Genomic DNA, 19,239 nt, shown 5'->3' on the forward strand with positions numbered 1-19,239 from the left:
ATTTATTTCACATGGAAATCCAACAATTTCTTGTCGCCAAGCCATCCGGTCAGATGATCATCTATTCGTACCGAACCGACACCTGCCGGAGTTCCCGTATAAAGCAAATCGCCTATCTTCAGTGTCATAAAACGACTCACGTATGCAATCAGCCGGTCTACCTTAAAAAGCATATCCGAGGTGTTGCCCGATTGCACGGTATTCCCGTTTATCTCCAGGTGGAAGGAGAGGTTATTGATATCTCCTGCCTCTGAAAGAGGAACGAACTCCCCGATAACAGCCGAATGATCGAAAGCCTTACTCAATTCCCACGGCAGCCCTTTGGCGCGAAAATCACGTTGCAGGTCGCGTGCCGTAAAATCGATTCCTACCGTTACTTTGTCGTAATAGCGGGACGCAAAGCGTTCGGCGATATTCTTACCGAGCCTGTTGATCCTGACGACCAGCTCCGTTTCGTACTCTACCTGCGATGAAAAATCGGGAATAAAGAACGGTTTTCCATCTTTGAGCAACGACGAATCCGCTTTCATAAAGATTGTGGGCTCTGCTAATTCTAACGAATGATGCATCTCTTTATTGTGAGAAGCATAATTCATTCCGACCGCAATAATTTTCATAAGTCTATTGATTGAGCGAGTTTAATCGGTTGTACATCACCGCTAAATGGGCGTACATGGAGGTGTTTTGTACCACGATATGTTCCGGGACGCGTATGCGGAAGGGGGTAAAGTTCCAAATCGCTTTGATGCCTCCGGCTATCACCTGGTCGGTAATCTCCTGGGCATTCTCGACCGGGACGGTGAGAATAGCGATGGTGGCATTCAGCGTCTTTTGTTTTTCCATGAACTCACGGATATGATACACCGGGATGCCGTTGGTGATCCGTCCCGCCATTTCCTCTTTGCTGTCGAAGCCTGCCACGATTTCCACACCGTATTGTTTCAATCCCGAGTCGTGCAATAGGGCTCCCCCCAGGCTTCCGACGCCGAAAATGCAGGCTTTGTGTTGAGCCGTAAAGCCCAGGAAGTCTTCTAAAACATCTATTAATGACTGGATTTCGTAACCCACCCGCGTTTTTCCTGAGAGTTTTACGTATGAAAGATCTTTGGCCACCTGACTGGCATCGACGCTGATCTCTTTTGCTATTTGGGTAGAAGAAACAAAAGTCTCCCCTCTTCCCTTGAGGAGTTTCACAAAAGCCAAATACCAAGGTAGCCTACGAAGCGTGGGCTCAGGCACTTTCCAGACTTGTTTTAAGCCATTATTATCTATCATTGTCTGTTGGTATGTCTTTTTTCTAAAATGCTTATAATGAACAAAGGTACATATTTCAGCTGGTTTATGCATGGCTCGAAATAGGTTTTCTTCGACAAGCCTCCGAAAAAGATCAGCCCCGAAAGCAAAAGAGGCATTCCTTTCGGAACACCTCTTTGTATAAAGAAAGCCGCACTCATGGATATGAACAAACTCCGTATGACAGGATTTGAGTGCTTCGTCGCCTTTGTAATCCGCTGTGCTAAGCATACCCCGAAGGGCGCGGCCCGCCATTGGCAACGAGAGCGATGTCTCGGAATTGAAATAAACTTGATGAGTTTCCCAATCGAAAAAGTGCGGCTTAACTCCTCTTGTTTTTTTCTTAAGACAAATATACATAATGGTAGCGACACTACCAAATATTCGTCGGTCAATTTCTTTGTTATATAACAGAAAAAGGAGCCTCTTTGTTTAAAAGAGACTCCTTCGGGTTTCATAAAGTTATGACATTTACTTTACTTTATCCACAATTGCTTTGAATGCTTCCGGGTGGTTTACTGCCAGGTCGGCCAACACTTTGCGGTTGATTTCGATCCCATTGGCATGTAATGCGCCCATCAAACGGGAGTAAGACATTCCTTCCTGACGTGCAGCCGCGTTGATACGTTGGATCCACAGTGCGCGGAATGAACGTTTCTTGTTACGACGGTCACGGAATGCGTAGGTTAATCCCTTTTCCCAAGTGTTTTTTGCTACGGTCCATACGTTTTTACGTGCGCCATAGTAACCCCTGGTAAGCTTTAAAATCCGTTTTCTTTTTGCTCTTGAAGCAACATGATTCACTGATCTAGGCATAATTCTAATCTGTTTTTGAATGTTAGCGCCATCTTTTCAAGGATGGTCTTTCAGGCTAATGCATTCGGTTAATAAAAATCTTTTTTCTAAACTCGCTTTTTGGAAGATTACTTCAGGCAAAGCATTTGCTTCACGTTGTTTACATCCGCCGGAGCAACCACACCGATATGGGTCAGGTTTCTCTTTTGTTTTTTCGTCTTCTTGGTCAGAATATGACTTTTGAAAGCGTGTTTTCTTTTGATTTTTCCTGTTCCGGTAAGGGCGAACCTCTTTTTGGCACCGGAGATAGTCTTCATCTTAGGCATTTTGCTTTTATTTATTTAATGTTTATAGTAAAGATCCACTGTGGATCTTTTTGTTTTATTCTTTTTCCGCCTCGTTGTCGCCGTTTTCTTCTTTGGGGCTTTCCTCAGACGGTTTCTTGATCACTTTTGGCTTGGCAGCAGCAGGTGCAGCAGCAGCTTTCTTCGGCGAAAGCATGATGATCATGCGCTTTCCTTCCAATACAGGCAACTGTTCCACTTTACCGAATTCTTCCAGGTCGTTGGCGAAACGAAGCAATAATACTTCTCCCTGCTCTTTAAACAGGATCGACCGTCCCTTGAAAAAAACGTATGCCTTTACCTTGGCTCCCTCCTGAAGGAATCCTTTGGCATGTTTCAGTTTGAAGTTGTAGTCATGATCGTCGGTCTGCGGTCCGAAACGGATCTCTTTTACAATCACCTTGACCGATTTCGCTTTCTGTTCCTTCTGTTTCTTCTTTTGTTGATAAAGAAACTTCTGGTAATCAATGATCTTACAAACGGGGGGCACAGCATTCGGTGATATTTCCACAAGGTCAAGCTCACGCTCTTCCGCCATTTTCAGCGCCTGAAAGATCGGATATACTCCTTGCTCCACATTGTCACCTACCAAACGTACTTCACGGGCACGAATGCGCTCGTTGATCTTGTACTGGTCTTTCGGACTTTCTCTCCTGGGAATTTCTCTCCTCATTAAAAAGTTTTATTCTCCTCGTTATTAGTTGTTTATAGCAGTCGACCTTTGCCAGCGATTCATCATTTCTTCTACTTCTTCAGTCAAAAGCGCTGCAAATGTAGTAATTTTCATCGAACCTTTATCACCTTCGCCCTGTTTTCTTACAGAAACCTCGCGATTTTCCATTTCTTTCTCTCCGACAATCAGCATATAAGGGATCCTTTTCAGCTCATTATCACGGATTTTGCGGCCTACCTTTTCGTTGCGATCGTCTACGACCACGCGGATATCCGACTCTTCCAATTCGCGGGCAATCTCCCAGGCGTAGTCGTTGAACTTCTCGCTGATCGGCAGGATCGCCACCTGGTCGGGTGTCAGCCATAACGGGAATTTACCACCCGTATGCTCGATCAATACCGCTACGAAACGTTCCATCGATCCGAACGGAGCGCGGTGGATCATAACCGGACGGTGTTTCTTATTATCTTCACCGGTATATTCCAGTTCGAAGCGTTCGGGCAGGTTATAGTCTACCTGGATAGTCCCCAATTGCCAACGGCGTCCCAAGGCGTCTTTCACCATAAAGTCGAGCTTCGGTCCGTAGAAGGCAGCTTCGCCCAGTTCCACGCGTGCCGGCAGTCCTTTTTCTTCGCAGGCTTCAATAATGGCGCGTTCCGCCTTTTCCCAGTTCTCGTCCGAGCCGATATATTTTTCTGTGTTATTCGGGTCGCGCAGTGAGATCTGTGCCTCGAAGTTTTCAAAGTCGAGTGCTTTGAAGATAATGGAAATGATATCCATTACTTTCAAGAACTCATCTTTCAACTGATCCGGGCGACAGAACAGGTGGGCATCGTCCTGGGTGAAACCACGTACGCGGGTCAGCCCGTGCAACTCACCGCTCTGCTCGTAGCGATAGACCGTTCCGAATTCCGCGTAACGGATAGGCAGGTCTTTGTAAGAGTGCGGCGTGAGCTTGAATATTTCGCAATGGTGCGGACAGTTCATCGGTTTCAACAGAAACTCTTCCCCTTCCTGCGGGGTGTGGATCGGCTGGAATGAGTCCTTGCCATATTTTTCGTAGTGGCCGGAGGTCATATATAGGTTCTTCCCGCCGATATGCGGCGTCATCACCTGCTGGTAGCCATATTTCTTCTGAATGCGTTTCAGGAAGTCTTCCAGTTTCAGGCGCAACTGTGTTCCGCGAGGCAACCACAAAGGAAGCCCGGCACCCACATTCTGCGAGAAGGCAAACAATTCCAGTTCTCGTCCGATCTTGCGGTGGTCGCGTTTTTTAGCCTCTTCCAATAATACTAAGTATTCGTCGAGCATCTTCTTCTTGGGGAAGGTGATACCGTAGAGACGTACCAACTGCTTGCGCTTTTCGTCGCCCCGCCAATAGGCACCGGCTACATTCAGTATTTTAGCTGCTTTGATATACGAGGTGTTCGGAAGGTGCGGTCCCCGGCAAAGATCCGTAAAAGCACCTTGTGTATAGGTGGTGATCGTACCGTCTTCCAGTTCGCCGATCAATTCTGTTTTATAGGTTTCGCCCCGGTCGCCAAACATCTTCATGGCGTCGGTTTTAGCGATATCACTGCGTTTGATCTCTTCTTTGCGGGCGATCAGTTCAGCCATCTTGGCTTCGATAGTGGGGAAGTCGCCCTCTTTGATGGTCATGCCTTCTCCCGGATCCACGTCGTAATAGAATCCGTTTTCAATCGCCGGGCCGATACCGAACTTAATCCCCGGATAGAGCTCCTGCAACGCTTCCGCCATCAGGTGAGCGCTCGAATGCCAGTAAGCATGTTTGGCCTCGTCGTCTTCCCATTTCAGTAGTCTCACGGTGGAGTCTTCCTCGATAGGACGTGTCAGGTCCCATGTTTCACCATTTACGCTGGCTGCCAATACCTCCTGGGCTAAACGGGAACTGATGCTTTCTGCGATCTGCAACGCAGTAGTCCCTTTTGCAAATTCTCTTACGGATCCGTCCGGAAAAGTAACCTTTATCATATAAATCTTGTTTTCTAAATAATCGGCAAAGGTAGTATTTTTTGGTTGAATATAAATAGTTGAATACTGAAAGTTTTTATTCTTAACCCTTTCACTTATATTTGTAAAACAGCTTCTTATTTTGGAAAAAGATAAAACCATATGAAACTTTAGATTGTTTCACCCGTCCTTTATTTGTAAATGGAGAAAGAATATTTTATAAATACCATCTTACCACTAAAGCAGAAGTTATTTAGAAAGGCGCTTTATATAACAGAATCGGAGACTGAAGCAGAAGATGTCGTCCAGGATGTTATGATGCGTTTGTGGGACAAAAGAACCGAATGGCCTCATATTGAAAACATAGAGGTATACAGTATGGTTTTGACCCGAAACATGGCTGTCGACAAGATCAGGCAAGCGAATTCACAAGGGAACAGGGTGGATATGACGCTCGCCAATTACCTGGCTTCTGAATCATTACATCCTTTGGAAAGGTTGGAAAAGACAGATGAAAAGACGCTGGTCTGGTCGGCAATACGGATGTTGCCCGAACGACAACAGGAGCTTATCCGCTTACGGGAAGTCGAAGAGTTATCTTATCAGGAAATAGCACAACAAATGAATCTGACGGAAAGCCAGGTGAAGACCAACCTCTTCCGTGCCAGACAGAAAATCAAAGAAATATATCTAAAGATCGAACAATATGGACTATAACAGAATAGAAAACTTGTTGGACAGGTATTGGTGTGGAGATACTTCCATAGAAGAAGAGCGCGAATTGAAACGTTTCTTTTCCACGCACACAGACCTGCCGGAAGCACTGGAACAACACCGGAAATGGTTTGCAGGCACATACGGCATAACATCGACTAAATTAAGTGACGATTTCGATTCCCGGATATTGGCAGCTATCGAATCGGAAGAAAATACAATGACAGAAGCGACCGGATCGGCTCGCAGATATAAGATAACCCCTCTGCGTTCCCTCTTATTCGCTGCCGTCTCCGTTGCCGCCATGTTGATTCTATATTTCAGTCTTCCAACAAAAGAAGAGTTTGTAATAAATGAAAATGAGATGACCTATACCGAAGCGCAACAAGCCTTGGAGAAAGTGAAAGAAATGCTCTATTTCACATCGGAGAAGATAAACGAAGCGGAAGAGATGACGCAAAAGAACCTGTGTAAAATAGATGTCATCAATGATTATGTAAATATTAATACCCAATAAGATCATGAGACTACTACTAATCAGTTGCCTATTGGCATTATCGACGCAAATATACGCGCAGGACTTCGTCAACGATTTCCTGAAAGATATCAGTGGGTCGAAAAAAGAGGTGGCGAAGATAAGCATCTCAGGCAAAATGCTGCAATTTGCCTCCCTGGTGAATGATGAGAGCGATGAAGAGTTCAAAGAACTTGTAAAAAACATTGATAAGATAAATATCGTAGAGGGGCTCACCCTGCAGGTGAATGAAAAGAATACCTTGGAAAAGAACTGGGGAGCGTATGACGAACTGATGACCTTTTCCGACGGAGCACAATATATCCGGATGTTCACCCGTGAGAAGCAGGGGGAGATAACCGAGTTTATTATGTGTGTCGAACAGGGAGGAGCCTATACATTATTTAATATCCTGGGAAAGATCGATCTGAAACTATTATCCAAACTCTCGTCCGGGTTGAATATGGAAGGGATGAAACACCTGGAAAAGGTAAGCGATAAAGAGAAAACGGGAAAGTAACCAATAAATACAGACACAATGAAACCATATATTCTATTTATACTGTTTTTGGCCACCTGCCAGCTACAAGCACAAAAAACAATCGAAAATTTCGTGAAACCTTCCCGGAACCAACATACGCCGGATACCTACGTGCTTTTTATTAAAAACGGCCTGTTAGGCGCAAAAAACGGAAAAGGAGAAGTGATAATCAATCCGGAGTACACCTCTATCTACCCATTGCCGGCTCATGATTTCTGGGACTATGTATTAACAGACGAAGGACTTTTTGCCAAACCGCAGTCACGGTCCATTTATGCCGACAATAACTGGCTGATTGTCGAAAAAGACAGCCTGAAAGGATTAGTGGATGATTCGGGACAGCGCATACTGGATGTCGTCTATGAAGAGATCTTCTATTCCGACCGGATGAGCCTGGCCATCATTGTCAAAAAGGACGGATTGTTCGGACTTGTCAATGCCTCCGGAAAGGTACTGGTCGATCCCCAATACAAGGATCAATATGCCTTAAAAGACTCCTACGCTTCAACGGAACAACCGGAAGATATCCCTCAGGTGATCCGAACAGAGTACTCCCATATTTCTCCATTCCGGGGTGTCGACAAAGAATATCTACAAGTCATTAAAAATGGAAAAATAGGCCTGTTGACACAAGAAGGAAACATATTCATATCTCCCAAATATTCAGCGATTGCTATATTCCGGGGGATAGAACAAAAGTATTACCAAGTGATTCAAAATGGGAAAATCGGATTGTTGGATTCCGCCGGAAAAACATTTATCCCAACTATGTATAACGCCATTAATACATTCAAGGGCATCAACCAGAAAAGGTATTACGAGGTAATCGAGAATGGGAAAATCGGATTGTTGGATTCCGACGGGAAAACATTTCTTCCAACTATGTATAACGCCATTAATACATTCAAGGGCATCAACCAGGAGAACTATTATCAGGTAATCGAAAATGGAAAAATCGGATTGTTGGATTCCGACGGGAAAACATTTCTTCCAACTATGTATAACGCCATTAATACATTCAAGGGCATCAACCAGAAAAGGTATTACCAGGTAATTGAGAATGGCAAAATCGGATTGTTGGATTCCAATGGGGAAACTGTTATCCCATCTGTTTATAGTGCTATCGCCATCTTTAAGGGTATAGATCAGAATTATTACCAGATAGTTCAAAACGGAAAAACAGGATTAATGGATGCCAAATGGAAAACATTTATTCCTCCTGTTTATAAAGCCATTGCCATATTCAAGGTTTCAAATAAAGCATATTACCAGGTCATCGCTTCAGGCAAAGTTGGCCTGATCGATGCAAAAGGTAAAGAGATATTGAAAACGGAATACAGAGCAATAAACAAGATCAACGACAAACAACTGCAACTCATCAATTCGGATGGAACTATTTCCATATTAAATCTTTAAAAACATCCTATCATGAAAAGAATAATTCAGACAACAATCCTATTCCTATTCCTTGCCACCACGCTGGTCAAAGGAGATAATTACGTAAAGCAATACCAGAAAATGCGTAAAACAGATAAGGAGTTCGTTCTAACGGAAACCATAAATGAAAAAGGGATAAAACACATGATTGACTCTATCCGGCAGGAGCTCAAGCACTCATACAATGAAGAATCAGCGGGATATCTGGATTTTCTAAAAAACACAAAAGAACTATCCTTCTTCATCGATCCGCTTTTCTCAGAAACAGAGATGGAGGAGAAAGCGAATTTAGACAAGCTGGCTAAAGGATATGAAGAACTTCTGACTGTCGAACAAGACGAATTGTATTTCAAGGCACTGGCAAAAATGCAAAAATCCAATATTAAAGAATTGGTATTGGACATGGACATGGAAGATATGAAGTTTATCGTAAGCATAGATTTTAAGAAACCCATTAAACCGGATCAATGGAAGGCTATAATGGATCAGGTTAAAGTGAACGACGAAAAACTATCTGAGGTTATTGCTGAAGACTCAGGCATCGCATGGCAATTCGATTCATTCGACAATGTGCTTTTATACAATGGAGAAAAAACAGGCATCAAGATCAAAGATGGTTCTTTTTTCATTCCCAGTCCTGAGCGAATTGAAAATATTTCGGAAGAATTTACCCCATTGATTATAAATGATAAACTCGGCTTAGTCGACAAACAATTAAACTTAATCCTTCCCTATGAGTACGATGATATAGATGTGTTCGATGCGCTTTCTGAAGAATTTATATTGCTGGAACAAAAGGACAAATACGGCCTGGCTGACAACTCCGGGAAAATCGTTATACCTGTTGAATACGACAACATAGACAGTTTCGATGAACTATCCGAAGAATTTATCCTGTTGGAGAAGAGAGATAAATATGGGCTGGCTGATAAAAATGGGATTATTGTTATACCGGCGGAATATGATGATATAAACAGTTTCGACTATCTGTCCGAAGAGTTTATCCTCTTGGAAAAGAATGAGAAATATGGATTGGCAAATATAAACGGCAAACTGGTTATCCCCGCGGAGTATGACGATATAGACAGTTTCGACTATCTGTCCGAAGAATTTATCCTGTTGGAGAAGAAAGAGAAATACGGGTTGGCTAACAAATACGGCGAACTCGTCATCCCCGCGGAGTATGACGATATAGACAGTTTCGACTATCTGTCCGAAGAGTTTATTCTGTTGGAGAAGAAAGAGAAATACGGGTTGGCTAACCTGAAAGGAAAAATAATCTTATCCGCCAAATACGATGATATTAGCTCGTTTGATGAATTACCCGATGAATATATCCTGATTGAACTGGACGAAAAGATAGGACTCGCCAATAAAAGAGGCGATATACTGATCAAACCGGCATACAGCGAAATCAATGCAATAAGCGACACAAAGCTGGAATTAGTGAAACCCAATGATTCCACCTCTATTTATACATTGAAAAAGAGATAAAACCGTATATTTTCATTGTGTTTTCATCATTTCTGCTTTGTACAATACCGAAAGTCAACATCATTTTTGGCTGAATCAATTTTGGCTGAATAGTTACGGTGTTTTTCAAAGTGTAAACAAAAGTTAATTTCACCATTTCCAACGAAACCCCCAATTTACGATTTGTAATTTCCGCCCGACTTTGCGCGCAAAAAAGCGGGACTTCGGAGACAAACTCCCGGGAGAAACACTTTTTAACGTATGGGATTGTAAGCAAAATGGCCGTTTTGCTTACAATTGAGTTTTTAACATTTCGGAGGTTGGCGTGCGAAAATGAACGGAAAGATCTTCAGATCGGAGAGAAGTTGAAGATACAAGGTATATCAGATCAGTATCTAAAAGCTCCCCTTCTTAGAAAAGAAGGGGGGGACCGCTGCTTGCAGCGGTGGGGTAATTTGAATTCTTTATAAATGTTTTTCCTATTTCTTTGATAGTCACAAATACACAAAACAGAACAAATGTGTGATTTTAAATACATCAAACTACCCCACCATCGCAAGCGATGGTCCACCCCCTTCTTTTCTAAGAAGGGGAGCCTTGGATAGTGATTTCTATAACCTTCACATATTACAATATTTGAATATCCCTTTCTCCTATTTCCCATCTCCTTCAATTATTACAATATCTGAATCCCCCACTAATCGCTAAGCACCAACCACTACTAAATCCTGTTTTTATTTGCCTATTCATTTATTATTACATATATTTATTGCCAGTTGATTGAACCCTGACCCATGCCTTGACGGAAAATGGTTATATTGCGAACAATGTGTATCATTATTACGCGAAGGATCATTTAGGTAGTAATCGAGTGGTGATGAACGGTTCGGCATCAAAGGTACAGTGGACAAATACGTATCCTTTCGGCATGAGTTATGGCGAAGGTCAATCTCTTGAGCTCCAGCCTTACAAATACACCGGTAAGGAGTATGATAATAAACATGGCTTAAACCTGTACGATTACGATGCCCGCTTCTACGACCCGGCCTTAGGCAGGTTTATGACCATGGATCCGCTGGCGGAGAAATATTACTCCATTTCGCCGTATGCGTATTGTGGGAACAACCCCATAATTCGCATTGACCCAGACGGTAGGGATTGGTACAGACATGATGAGTCTGGAGCTACTTTTTGGCAAGAAGGAAATGCTGTGTCAGTTACCACTAATAATCAGAGCTATCGAAATATTGGGGCAGAATATAGTCAATATAGTGATGGATTACAGATTAATTATCACTACTGTCCGAGTAAATTCTAATCGGATATGTTTTGTGGCATAACCAACTGATATACAGTATTGGTTTTGCCGATTTATAAAACTAACCTCCCCTCCATTAGGACTACCATTGTATTAATAACTGTCCTTTGGGTGGGGATTTCACTTTCTTCTCAATACTTCTCTTTGTTGCTCTTAGTAATTCATACACATCCAACAGACTAATCAGATGTATCCGCACCAAGGTAGCAACAATAGAGAAAGCCTTCTTTGTTCCTGCCTTCCGCTGAAGGACAGTTAGGAACAATTGCACGATCAAAGTGCACCATATCTGTATGCGTATCGCATTTTCGTTTTCACCATAGAAATAATGCAGTTGGAAGTTCTGCTTCATTTTCTTGAACAATAGCTCGATCGTCCAGCGTTTCTTGTAAAGCAAGGCTACTTCTCTGCTTCTATGCCTACCGTATTGGTCAGAAAGACATAATTTCGTTCCATTTCATCCTGGAAACACACACGACGAAGAATGACAGTTTTCACCTCAGTCTCGCCTTCTGCATTTATCTCTTTATATTCCAATTCAATCAGTTCTTCTCTAAGAACCTTTGCTTTTCCTTTTCGTCTGTTATGTTCCCGAAGGGTGGCAATCACCCTGTAAAGGGCATTACTTTTCTGACGGGTAACAAAATAGACGCTCTTCTCTGTCCAACGGGCAAATTGAACGTAGTCATTATAGCCCTTATCAAAGACAAGCATACTATAAGGCTCGGGCTTCAGCTCTTTTAGAAACTTCTGATCGTTCACTTTAGCTCCCGTGACTTTGATAAACTTTCCCACATTCTGGACAGCATCTATAAGCATATGAACCTTTAAGCCTCCTTTCTCCTTCCCATCTCCTTTAGGATCCCGACCAACTCCTTTCATAATGTCACTGAACAAACGAATGGTGGTAGAATCAACCAATAGAACCTCCTTAAAAGTCAATCCGTAGGTTCGGCTGTCCGACAAAAAACTTTGGTAATGACTGACCAAAGCAAAATAGACAGACTCAAAAAAAGAGCGATCCCTATTGCGGTTACCATCACAGGCGGTACTCTTGGCAGGAGAACTTTTCAACCCCAAATGATTAAGCTTGCCACGCATTCCCCGCATCCCTTCACAGATCTCGTGCGTCGAATCACAGCGGGAAAGGATACCGAATAACATCGTTATCAGATGCGTGTAAGAGCTATACTGCTTATAGTAGCGATCCGATTTATGCTTAGCTATTATCCCTTTCAGATCTATTACGCTTAATAAATCTACGATTTGTTTCAAAATCGGCTGTCCGACAAAATTTATTTCACTATTTTTGCTCATAAGGTAACTACAGTTTGTGGTAAAACCAAATTACCTATAAAGGGTGAAACCGCAATGGAAGTAGCCCTTTCTTTTTAAATCGAAAATTTTAGTCGGACACTAGTGAAAGGAAATATTAGAACTTACCATGTATAAATAATAAAAAGAATGAGAACTAAAACGGAAATAGATAATGTAATTGTAGAAGTGCAGAAAAAGCTTTCAGAGAATACTGAATGGATTACTCGCTATAAAGAGTATGCAACACAATTAAAGGAAGATAAAAAAGGAACAAAATATAACGAATGTAGAAAGCGATTTAGAGTTGCCAAGCCTTTATATGTTTACACAAATGTTTCGAAAGCTAAAAGTAGTACATGTGATTATGATCTTCGATTCGGTGGTCAAAGCGTAGGAACTATAAAAGTTCGAAAAGATGATGTTTTCTTTACTACTAAAGATAAGCAGCAAAACAATGAAATGTATTTTGGTTCCCCGGTATTATCCACAGATGACCACAAATGGAACTCTCCAGAGGGGAAGATGTTTAGAAAGCATTTTACGACTGAATTATTAGCTAAAAAGGGGAGTAAGAGTCCGGAACACGCTTTAGAAAATGAACTTTTAGTTGAGTTTTCAAAGAAGAAATCTGTTGATAAAAAGTTGTGCTATATTCAGCCTGTCAAACTGTTAAAAAACTTCTTTCAAATGCCTACACCATTATCCGCGAGTAAAAATGATATTAGCTATCAGCCTAAAGGGGGAGGGATTGATATATTAGCTCGGATAACAATGGATGGAGTAAATAAAAATAATGGACGATTGTCAGTAATTGAATTGAAAGATGAAAATAAAAATAATGAACCACCTGAAAAAGTAATTAAACAAGCCATTGCTTATGCTATCTTTCTCGGGAAGTTACTCTATTCGGAGTCTGGAGAAAAGTGGTATAGCTTATTTGGATTTAAAAGTAAAAGACTAGAAAAAATGACACTTAATGTTGTTGCAGCTATGCCATTTAAAGAAAATCAAAAATGTAGTTTTGAAAATCAAACGATTGATATTGACGAACATATCACATTAGAGTTACATACGCTATTTATTAAGATAGAAGCGAATGATATAAAGGGCTTTTCTGGCTCTTTGGTAAATACAATGCGAAAGAAATGAAAATCACTATTCATCGAGGAACATCCCAGATCGGAGGTTGTATAACTGAAATAGAGAGCAATGGGTACAAAGTGTTTATCGACTTTGGAGAGCAGTTGCCGGGAGCAAAAATAGAAAAAACACAACCAATTGATGGATTGACTTGTGGTGATGTTTCTAAAAGTGCATTATTTATAACTCACTATCATGGAGACCATATTGGAAAAATTGACGAAGCAATTGCTGATTTACCCATATTCGTAGGGAAAACAGCTATTGAAATATATAAATGTCTTGAAAACAGATTATCTTATATAAAAGACTCAAACGAAGCGGAAAAGCATAAGAGAATTGTAGAGCGTATTAAGACAATCAATGCCTTTGAAGCTCTACAACAAGTAACGATTGGGAAGATTACTATTACTCCTTTATTTGTTGACCATTCAGCCTTTGATGCCTATATGTTTATCGTTGAAGCGGATGGAAAACGAGTATTACACACCGGCGATTTCCGTGGACATGGTTTTAGAAGTAAAGGTCTTCTTCCGATGCTGAAAAGATTTGCTAAGAATATTGATTATATCATATCCGAAGGATCCAATGTTCAACGTCCAAAGGCTGCTATACAATCGGAACAAGATCTACAAAAAGAGTTTGAAACTCTATTCAGAGAAAAAAAATATAACTTCGTATTAGTTTCATCCACCAATATTGATCGGATATTCGCATTGTACCATGCGGCAAAAAATGCCGAACGTTGTTTTGTCTGTGATACTTATCAGGCGAAAATAATGAAGATAGTTTCTGAAAATCATAAGCAATACACCTCGTTTTACAATATAGATTATGATCAAGACACAAACCCGGCAGGACGTTTTATCGACTTAGACCGTAGAGGGAAAAGACAATATTCTTTTAAAGGAAAGTTGAAACCCTATTTAGAAGATCATGGTTTTTGTATGCTCATCCGGGCAAACGAAACATTCAAGCCACTTTTAGATGAATATGCTCCATCGCCAAAAACAAAGGTATACTATTCGATGTGGAAGGGATATCTAGACAACAAATTGCCTGCGTCTAATAAGTCTCTATCCGATTTTTTACAATCGTACAAACTCGAATATAAACACACAAGTGGGCATACTAATATAGAAACTCTAAAAGTGGTTTTTGAAACGGTTACTCCGAAAGAAGGAATTATTCCAATTCACACAGAAGCTCCTGAAAAATTTCAAGAATTATTTTCAGAACAAACTATTATCCCGTTGAGAGATGGCGAAATTCTTGAATGTAATCCTCAAAAACAATAACCAATGACTATTCTCCACCTCTCCGACACGCACAATAAACACCACTTGCTAAGAGATTTACCCCCTGCCGACATAATCATTCATTCGGGAGACGTGTCATTCTCTGGTTCGGAAGAAGAAGTTATGGATTTTATAGAGTGGTTTGGTAGCTTGCCATATAAATACAAAATCTTTATTGCCGGCAATCACGATCATTGCTTGTTTGGTACAAACATCAACGGATTGCCCGACAACTGTTTCTATTTGTGCAATTCAGGAGTTACAATTGAAGGAATAAAGTTTTATGGCGTACCTCTATTTATGGAAGACATAATAGCTGGCGATTATGATAAAAATATACAGAACATACCGATTGATATTGATATTCTTATAACTCATCAACCGCCTTATTGCATATTGGACTCTTCTGTAAATACAAACTATGGCGACCGCAATTTATTGCAAATGGTATTAAAAACGCAGCCGAGATATCACCTTTTTGGACATATTCACGATGCTTATGGATTTGAAAAAAGTAATAAGACCTCGTTTATAAATGCAGCAATACTTAACGAGTATTACGAAATATCGAACAAACCAGTCTTGTTGGAAATGCAAGTAAACTGAATTTGGACAAAGCAAGCGATTAGTATTGCTATCCAATTCAAAACTGTTCACTATCCTTGTATGTTCATTGACAATGAACAATACTTCAAAATGAACACAAACGATTAAAAAACGACATGTATGAATTACTTTATCAATCGGGCTTGGAAGGCTGGGTTTCTTTAGGAATACAAAAAGCTGCAAGTAAAGAACTTTTCTATGAAAATATTCCTTCAAAGGCACTCTTATGGCTTCGTAATCGTTCGAGAGGGAGAGAAGAACATGTGTTTTTCCTGCAGGATGAAGAACAGGTATTTGCTTATGATCTCTAAAGGAACAATAAAAATTAGATGTGTTTGCCCTGGGCATTGAATATACACCTTGTCTATTTCGCAAAATTTGTTTTTCTTTGCTGAAAATTCCGAAGGAAGTGAATCTGATCATTGAACAAGGAAATACCGCTACCAAAGTGGCTGTGTATGACAAGGGGCAGGTCAAAGCCTCTTTTATGTATAAAGACTTCAATTGTGAGCTGCTGGCGCCCTTGTTTGAGCAGTATGACTTGAAATATGGGATTCTTTCTTCTGTGATAGGGATTGATACCCGTATGGTGGCATGCCTGGAGAAGCGCTTGATCAGGCTTTTACAGTTGACGCCGGAAACGATGCTTCCCATTCGGATAGGCTACGATACGCCGAATACATTGGGGAATGACCGTTTGGCGGCTGCCGTGGGAGCCTATACCCTGCAGCCCGGAAGGACTGTTCTGGTGATTGATGCAGGAACGGCGATAACCTATGAACTGGTGGAAGCGTCGGGGCTTTATGTCGGAGGGAATATATCGCCCGGCATGGCTACCCGTTTCAAGGCGCTTCATCATTATACAAAGAAGTTACCTTTGGTATCTGAACAGGAAGAAATTCCGCTTATTGCCTCAAATACAACGGCAGCAATACAGGCGGGAGTGGTCAACGGGCTTGTGTACGAAATAGATGGCTATATCGATGCGCTTCAGGCGAAATATGCTGATCTTTTCGTTTTTTTAACAGGCGGGCATTCGTTTTATTTGCAGAGACGCCTAAAAAACCGCATCTTTGCAGACATTAATTTAGTGTTGACAGGCTTAAATAGAATCTTAGAATATAATGTTGAAAATTAGCAGGGTAGTAGTTATAAGTATTCTTATAGTCACTCAATTACAGGTGTGGGCGCAGAATAATACGAATTCGCCCTATACCCGTTTTGGGTATGGTGAGATTGCCGATCGTTCGTTTGCCGCCGGTCGTGCCATGGGCGGGTTAGGCATTGGCCTACGCTCCGGGAAACAGGTGAATCCGATGAATCCGGCTTCGTATACCGGCATTGATTCGATGACTTTCATTTTTGATATGGGGGTTCATGTGCAACGATCCTGGTTTACGGATGGTGAAAACAGCCAGGGCAATTACAATGGGAATCTGGAATATATAGCGATGTTATTTCCTGTACACAAACGGATCGCCTTCAGTGCGGGGATTCTTCCCTATTCCTTTGTGGGATATAAGTTTGGAGAGACGGTGGATAATGACGCTGAATCCAGTAACATTTTTTCAGGATCGGGCGGATTAAACGAAGTGTATGCTGGTTTGTCAATAGATATATGGAAGAAGCGTCTTTCATTGGGTGCCAATGTCGGTTACCTGTTTGGCAAGATTGAACATCAGCAAACAACCTCCTTTCCCAAAGGGAGTACGGCCTGGAGCAGCGTGAATATGCAACGGGTGAAAGTGAACGATGTGAAATTTGATTTTGGTTTGCAATATACTCATCCGCTGAGTGCTACCCAGCAAGTAGTTGTAGGAGCTGTTTATTCGCCGGCAAAGCAGTTGAATTCGACATCTTATAATATATTGCAGGTAGGATCCCTCTCGGAAGGGGGGTATGTGGAAGCCGATACGATCGTCAACCAACGCTTTGATTTGCCTAATACGTTTGGTTTCGGTGTTTCGTATACCAAAAACAATAAATTGACAATTGGCGCCGATGTGAAGTATGAAGAGTGGAGTACGGCCTACTTTTTTGACAAGAATGATTCGTTTGACAATCGATTGCGTGTAGCGGTAGGGGCAGAGATTATACCGGATTTCTACAATCGGAATATCCTGCAGAGATCACGCTATCGCGCGGGTGTCCATTACAGCAATTCGTATCGACAGGCGATGATTGAGAGTAAGCGGTATGGCTTTAGCGAGTATGGTGTAAGTGTGGGTATGGGAATTCCGATTCGTACGGGATATTCGAATGATGAGAATCGCTCTTTGATCAATGTTTCTTTTGAATATGTGAGAGTGCAGCCCGAATTACGCACGATGGTGAAAGAACAATATCTGCGTTTGACGTTAAATCTTACATTTAACGAAATGTGGTTCCTTAAACGGAAAATATAAGAAGACTGAATAACTAAAAAAAGAACAGATATGAAACTACGAGTATTTTTATCAGCTTCACTGCTCTTAATGGGAGTGTTAGGAGCAAGTGCGCAGAAAGGTGTTGACAATGGTACCCCGTTTGGCTCGGGAGAAGATAGTATTCGCTGTATTACGGCAAATAGCTTGTATTATCCCTATGCGAAGGCAGGAAATTATGCCGATGCACTTGAGCCTTGGACTACTGCTTTTACGGAATGCCCTGCGTCGAATTCGAACCTATACCTTTACGGTGTGCAGATTGTCGACTGGCAAATTGCCAATGCTACCGATGCCGCACAAAAAGAGGAATTGATTAATAAATTAATGTTTGTGTACGACCAGCGTGTTAAATACTTTGGAAATCATGCGCGTTACAGTGCCGACTGGATCCTGGCTCGTAAGGCGCAGTCTTATATCCAGCACAAGGGAGAGAATGCTGACCCACAGCAGTTGCGCGACTGGTTAGTGGTAGCTCTTGACCAATATGGAGAAAAGACAGATCCGATGGCCGTTTCTTATTTTATGTTTGCTTCCCATCGTTTGTTGATTAAGGATCCGGAAGCCAATAAAGCACAGTATATTAATGACTACCTGCGTTCGACTGCTATATTAGATGCTCAATTGCTTGAAGCGAAAGCAGCGAACAACGAGAAAGATATCACCACAGTGACTACCTATAAGACAGGTCTCGACGCTGGTTTTGCTAATAGTGGCGCTGCTGATTGCGAAACGTTGCAGAATATGTATGCAGACAAAGTGGAGCAGAATAAAGAGGATATGGAATTCCTGAAAGAAACACTGGCTCTGTTGAAACGGATGCGTTGTACGGATTCCGATGTCTATATTGCTGCTTCCCGTTATATGCACGTGAACAACCCGACAGCGGAATCGGCCGTAGGTTTGGCCAAACAGGCAGTACGTGATAATGATTTCGAATTGGCTGTTAAGTATTTTGAAGAGGCTGCCAGCCTGGATGAAGATCCGGCTTCCAGAGCAGACGATTATTATATGATCGCTGTTATTATGACCAATCAGAACAACTACTCTCGTGCCCGTCAGTATGCGAACAAAGCAATTGAATTGGTGCCCAGCTATGGGAAAGCTTATATCCTGATCGGTCGAATGTATGCTGAAACAGCCAAGTCGGTATATCCGAATGATGGTGTGTTGGCGAAGGTGGTTTATAACGCGGCTATCGACAAGTTTGAGAGAGCCCGTCAGGTGGACTCTGAAGTAGCAGGTGAAGCAAACAGTCTGATTACGGCCTATCGTGCACACCTTCCTTCTACGGAAGATGTATTTATGCATCCCGAAATTGAGAAAGGAAAACAGTTCAAGGTAGGTGGATGGATCAATGAAACAACGACTATCCGATAAGA

General features: G+C 41.8%; 21 protein-coding genes. 13 read left to right on the forward strand and 8 right to left on the reverse strand.

Annotated features, from left to right (window positions below):
* Window positions 1-2 precede the first annotated feature (2 nt).
* From M2137_RS04905 to thrS, 6 genes are all read right to left on the reverse strand, one after another.
* A complete protein-coding gene (locus M2137_RS04905; RefSeq protein WP_280765351.1) occupies window positions 3-617 on the reverse strand; it encodes a fumarylacetoacetate hydrolase family protein in 615 nt (204 codons plus the stop codon).
* Window positions 618-621: 4 nt separating this feature from the next.
* On the reverse strand, window positions 622-1,272 hold the full coding sequence (locus M2137_RS04910) for a redox-sensing transcriptional repressor Rex (RefSeq protein ID WP_280765496.1): 651 nt from the start codon (window positions 1,270-1,272) through the stop codon (window positions 622-624).
* A 492-nt stretch (window positions 1,273-1,764) separates the two neighbouring features.
* Entirely contained in the window at window positions 1,765-2,109 is a 345-nt protein-coding gene (rplT, locus tag M2137_RS04915) for a 50S ribosomal protein L20 (protein WP_280765352.1), read from the reverse strand.
* Window positions 2,110-2,216: 107 nt separating this feature from the next.
* Window positions 2,217-2,414, reverse strand: coding sequence for a 50S ribosomal protein L35 (rpmI, locus tag M2137_RS04920; protein WP_280765353.1), 198 nt, complete (start codon window positions 2,412-2,414; stop codon window positions 2,217-2,219).
* 55 nt (window positions 2,415-2,469) lie between these two features.
* Window positions 2,470-3,105 carry a translation initiation factor IF-3 gene (gene infC, locus M2137_RS04925; RefSeq protein WP_280765354.1) on the reverse strand — a complete coding sequence of 212 codons (636 nt, stop codon included), beginning with the start codon at window positions 3,103-3,105 and terminating at the stop codon, window positions 2,470-2,472.
* A 24-nt stretch (window positions 3,106-3,129) separates the two neighbouring features.
* Window positions 3,130-5,097, reverse strand: coding sequence for a threonine--tRNA ligase (thrS, locus tag M2137_RS04930; protein ID WP_280765355.1), 1,968 nt, complete (start codon window positions 5,095-5,097; stop codon window positions 3,130-3,132).
* A 180-nt stretch (window positions 5,098-5,277) separates the two neighbouring features.
* Here thrS and M2137_RS04935 point away from each other — a divergent pair, with 180 nt between their 5' ends.
* The 6 genes from M2137_RS04935 to M2137_RS04960 all read left to right on the forward strand — a co-directional run bounded on the left by M2137_RS04935 (window position 5,278) and on the right by M2137_RS04960 (window position 11,073).
* Window positions 5,278-5,793, forward strand: coding sequence for an RNA polymerase sigma factor (locus M2137_RS04935; protein WP_280765356.1), 516 nt, complete (start codon window positions 5,278-5,280; stop codon window positions 5,791-5,793).
* A complete protein-coding gene (locus M2137_RS04940; protein WP_280765357.1) occupies window positions 5,783-6,307 on the forward strand; it encodes a hypothetical protein in 525 nt (174 codons plus the stop codon). The genes M2137_RS04935 and M2137_RS04940 overlap by 11 nt, the downstream gene beginning before the upstream one ends.
* Window positions 6,308-6,311: 4 nt before the next feature.
* Complete coding sequence (locus M2137_RS04945; protein WP_280765358.1) at window positions 6,312-6,824, forward strand: DUF4252 domain-containing protein; 513 nt, start codon at window positions 6,312-6,314, stop codon at window positions 6,822-6,824.
* Between the two features lie 18 nt (window positions 6,825-6,842).
* Entirely contained in the window at window positions 6,843-8,261 is a 1,419-nt protein-coding gene (locus M2137_RS04950) for a WG repeat-containing protein (protein WP_280765359.1), read from the forward strand.
* A gap of 12 nt (window positions 8,262-8,273) precedes the next feature.
* On the forward strand, window positions 8,274-9,776 hold the full coding sequence (locus M2137_RS04955) for a WG repeat-containing protein (protein ID WP_280765360.1): 1,503 nt from the start codon (window positions 8,274-8,276) through the stop codon (window positions 9,774-9,776).
* 856 nt (window positions 9,777-10,632) lie between these two features.
* On the forward strand, window positions 10,633-11,073 hold the full coding sequence (locus M2137_RS04960) for an RHS repeat-associated core domain-containing protein (protein ID WP_280765361.1): 441 nt from the start codon (window positions 10,633-10,635) through the stop codon (window positions 11,071-11,073).
* Between the two features lie 82 nt (window positions 11,074-11,155).
* Here the strand turns inward: M2137_RS04960 and M2137_RS04965 are convergent, their stop codons facing one another.
* The gene (locus M2137_RS04965; protein ID WP_280765362.1) at window positions 11,156-11,470 is read right to left on the reverse strand and encodes a transposase; all 315 of its coding nucleotides are present in this window, start codon (window positions 11,468-11,470) and stop codon (window positions 11,156-11,158) included.
* A gap of 2 nt (window positions 11,471-11,472) precedes the next feature.
* The gene (locus tag M2137_RS04970; protein ID WP_280765363.1) at window positions 11,473-12,390 is read right to left on the reverse strand and encodes an IS4 family transposase; all 918 of its coding nucleotides are present in this window, start codon (window positions 12,388-12,390) and stop codon (window positions 11,473-11,475) included.
* Between the two features lie 147 nt (window positions 12,391-12,537).
* On the opposite strand from M2137_RS04970, the gene M2137_RS04975 reads away from it, so the two are divergent.
* The 7 genes from M2137_RS04975 (at window position 12,538) to M2137_RS05005 (ending at window position 19,237) form a co-directional block, all read left to right on the forward strand.
* On the forward strand, window positions 12,538-13,539 hold the full coding sequence (locus M2137_RS04975) for a hypothetical protein (RefSeq protein ID WP_280765364.1): 1,002 nt from the start codon (window positions 12,538-12,540) through the stop codon (window positions 13,537-13,539).
* Window positions 13,536-14,828: an MBL fold metallo-hydrolase gene (locus M2137_RS04980; protein ID WP_280765365.1), complete on the forward strand. Its 1,293-nt coding sequence runs from the start codon at window positions 13,536-13,538 to the stop codon at window positions 14,826-14,828. The genes M2137_RS04975 and M2137_RS04980 overlap by 4 nt, the downstream gene beginning before the upstream one ends.
* Window positions 14,829-14,831: 3 nt before the next feature.
* The gene (locus M2137_RS04985) at window positions 14,832-15,434 is read left to right on the forward strand and encodes a metallophosphatase domain-containing protein (RefSeq protein WP_280765366.1); all 603 of its coding nucleotides are present in this window, start codon (window positions 14,832-14,834) and stop codon (window positions 15,432-15,434) included.
* 116 nt (window positions 15,435-15,550) lie between these two features.
* Window positions 15,551-15,745, forward strand: coding sequence for a hypothetical protein (locus M2137_RS04990; protein WP_280765367.1), 195 nt, complete (start codon window positions 15,551-15,553; stop codon window positions 15,743-15,745).
* 98 nt (window positions 15,746-15,843) lie between these two features.
* The gene (locus M2137_RS04995) at window positions 15,844-16,572 is read left to right on the forward strand and encodes a type III pantothenate kinase (RefSeq protein ID WP_280765368.1); all 729 of its coding nucleotides are present in this window, start codon (window positions 15,844-15,846) and stop codon (window positions 16,570-16,572) included.
* Entirely contained in the window at window positions 16,559-17,839 is a 1,281-nt protein-coding gene (locus M2137_RS05000; protein WP_280765369.1) for a hypothetical protein, read from the forward strand. Before M2137_RS04995 ends, M2137_RS05000 begins: the two co-directional genes overlap by 14 nt.
* Before the next feature lie 30 nt (window positions 17,840-17,869).
* Window positions 17,870-19,237, forward strand: a complete 1,368-nt coding sequence (locus M2137_RS05005; protein WP_280765370.1) for a hypothetical protein — start codon at window positions 17,870-17,872, stop codon at window positions 19,235-19,237.
* Window positions 19,238-19,239: the final 2 nt, after the last annotated feature.

This window comes from Parabacteroides sp. PFB2-10 (assembly GCF_029893085.1).
Classification (GTDB): Bacteria; Bacteroidota; Bacteroidia; order Bacteroidales; family Tannerellaceae; genus QVMG01.

Coding starts and splice junctions, on each gene's coding strand:
- M2137_RS04905 (WP_280765351.1), bottom strand. CDS start 617: ATGAAAATTATTGCGGTCGGAATGAATTATGCTTCTCACAATAAAGAG.
- rplT (WP_280765352.1), bottom strand. CDS start 2,109: ATGCCTAGATCAGTGAATCATGTTGCTTCAAGAGCAAAAAGAAAACGG.
- rpmI (WP_280765353.1), bottom strand. CDS start 2,414: ATGCCTAAGATGAAGACTATCTCCGGTGCCAAAAAGAGGTTCGCCCTT.
- infC (WP_280765354.1), bottom strand. CDS start 3,105: ATGAGGAGAGAAATTCCCAGGAGAGAAAGTCCGAAAGACCAGTACAAG.
- thrS (WP_280765355.1), bottom strand. CDS start 5,097: ATGATAAAGGTTACTTTTCCGGACGGATCCGTAAGAGAATTTGCAAAA.
- M2137_RS04935 (WP_280765356.1), top strand. CDS start 5,278: ATGGAGAAAGAATATTTTATAAATACCATCTTACCACTAAAGCAGAAG.
- M2137_RS04940 (WP_280765357.1), top strand. CDS start 5,783: ATGGACTATAACAGAATAGAAAACTTGTTGGACAGGTATTGGTGTGGA.
- M2137_RS04945 (WP_280765358.1), top strand. CDS start 6,312: ATGAGACTACTACTAATCAGTTGCCTATTGGCATTATCGACGCAAATA.
- M2137_RS04950 (WP_280765359.1), top strand. CDS start 6,843: ATGAAACCATATATTCTATTTATACTGTTTTTGGCCACCTGCCAGCTA.
- M2137_RS04955 (WP_280765360.1), top strand. CDS start 8,274: ATGAAAAGAATAATTCAGACAACAATCCTATTCCTATTCCTTGCCACC.
- M2137_RS04960 (WP_280765361.1), top strand. CDS start 10,633: ATGAACGGTTCGGCATCAAAGGTACAGTGGACAAATACGTATCCTTTC.
- M2137_RS04970 (WP_280765363.1), bottom strand. CDS start 12,390: ATGAGCAAAAATAGTGAAATAAATTTTGTCGGACAGCCGATTTTGAAA.
- M2137_RS04975 (WP_280765364.1), top strand. CDS start 12,538: ATGAGAACTAAAACGGAAATAGATAATGTAATTGTAGAAGTGCAGAAA.
- M2137_RS04980 (WP_280765365.1), top strand. CDS start 13,536: ATGAAAATCACTATTCATCGAGGAACATCCCAGATCGGAGGTTGTATA.
- M2137_RS04985 (WP_280765366.1), top strand. CDS start 14,832: ATGACTATTCTCCACCTCTCCGACACGCACAATAAACACCACTTGCTA.
- M2137_RS04990 (WP_280765367.1), top strand. CDS start 15,551: ATGTATGAATTACTTTATCAATCGGGCTTGGAAGGCTGGGTTTCTTTA.
- M2137_RS05000 (WP_280765369.1), top strand. CDS start 16,559: ATGTTGAAAATTAGCAGGGTAGTAGTTATAAGTATTCTTATAGTCACT.
- M2137_RS05005 (WP_280765370.1), top strand. CDS start 17,870: ATGAAACTACGAGTATTTTTATCAGCTTCACTGCTCTTAATGGGAGTG.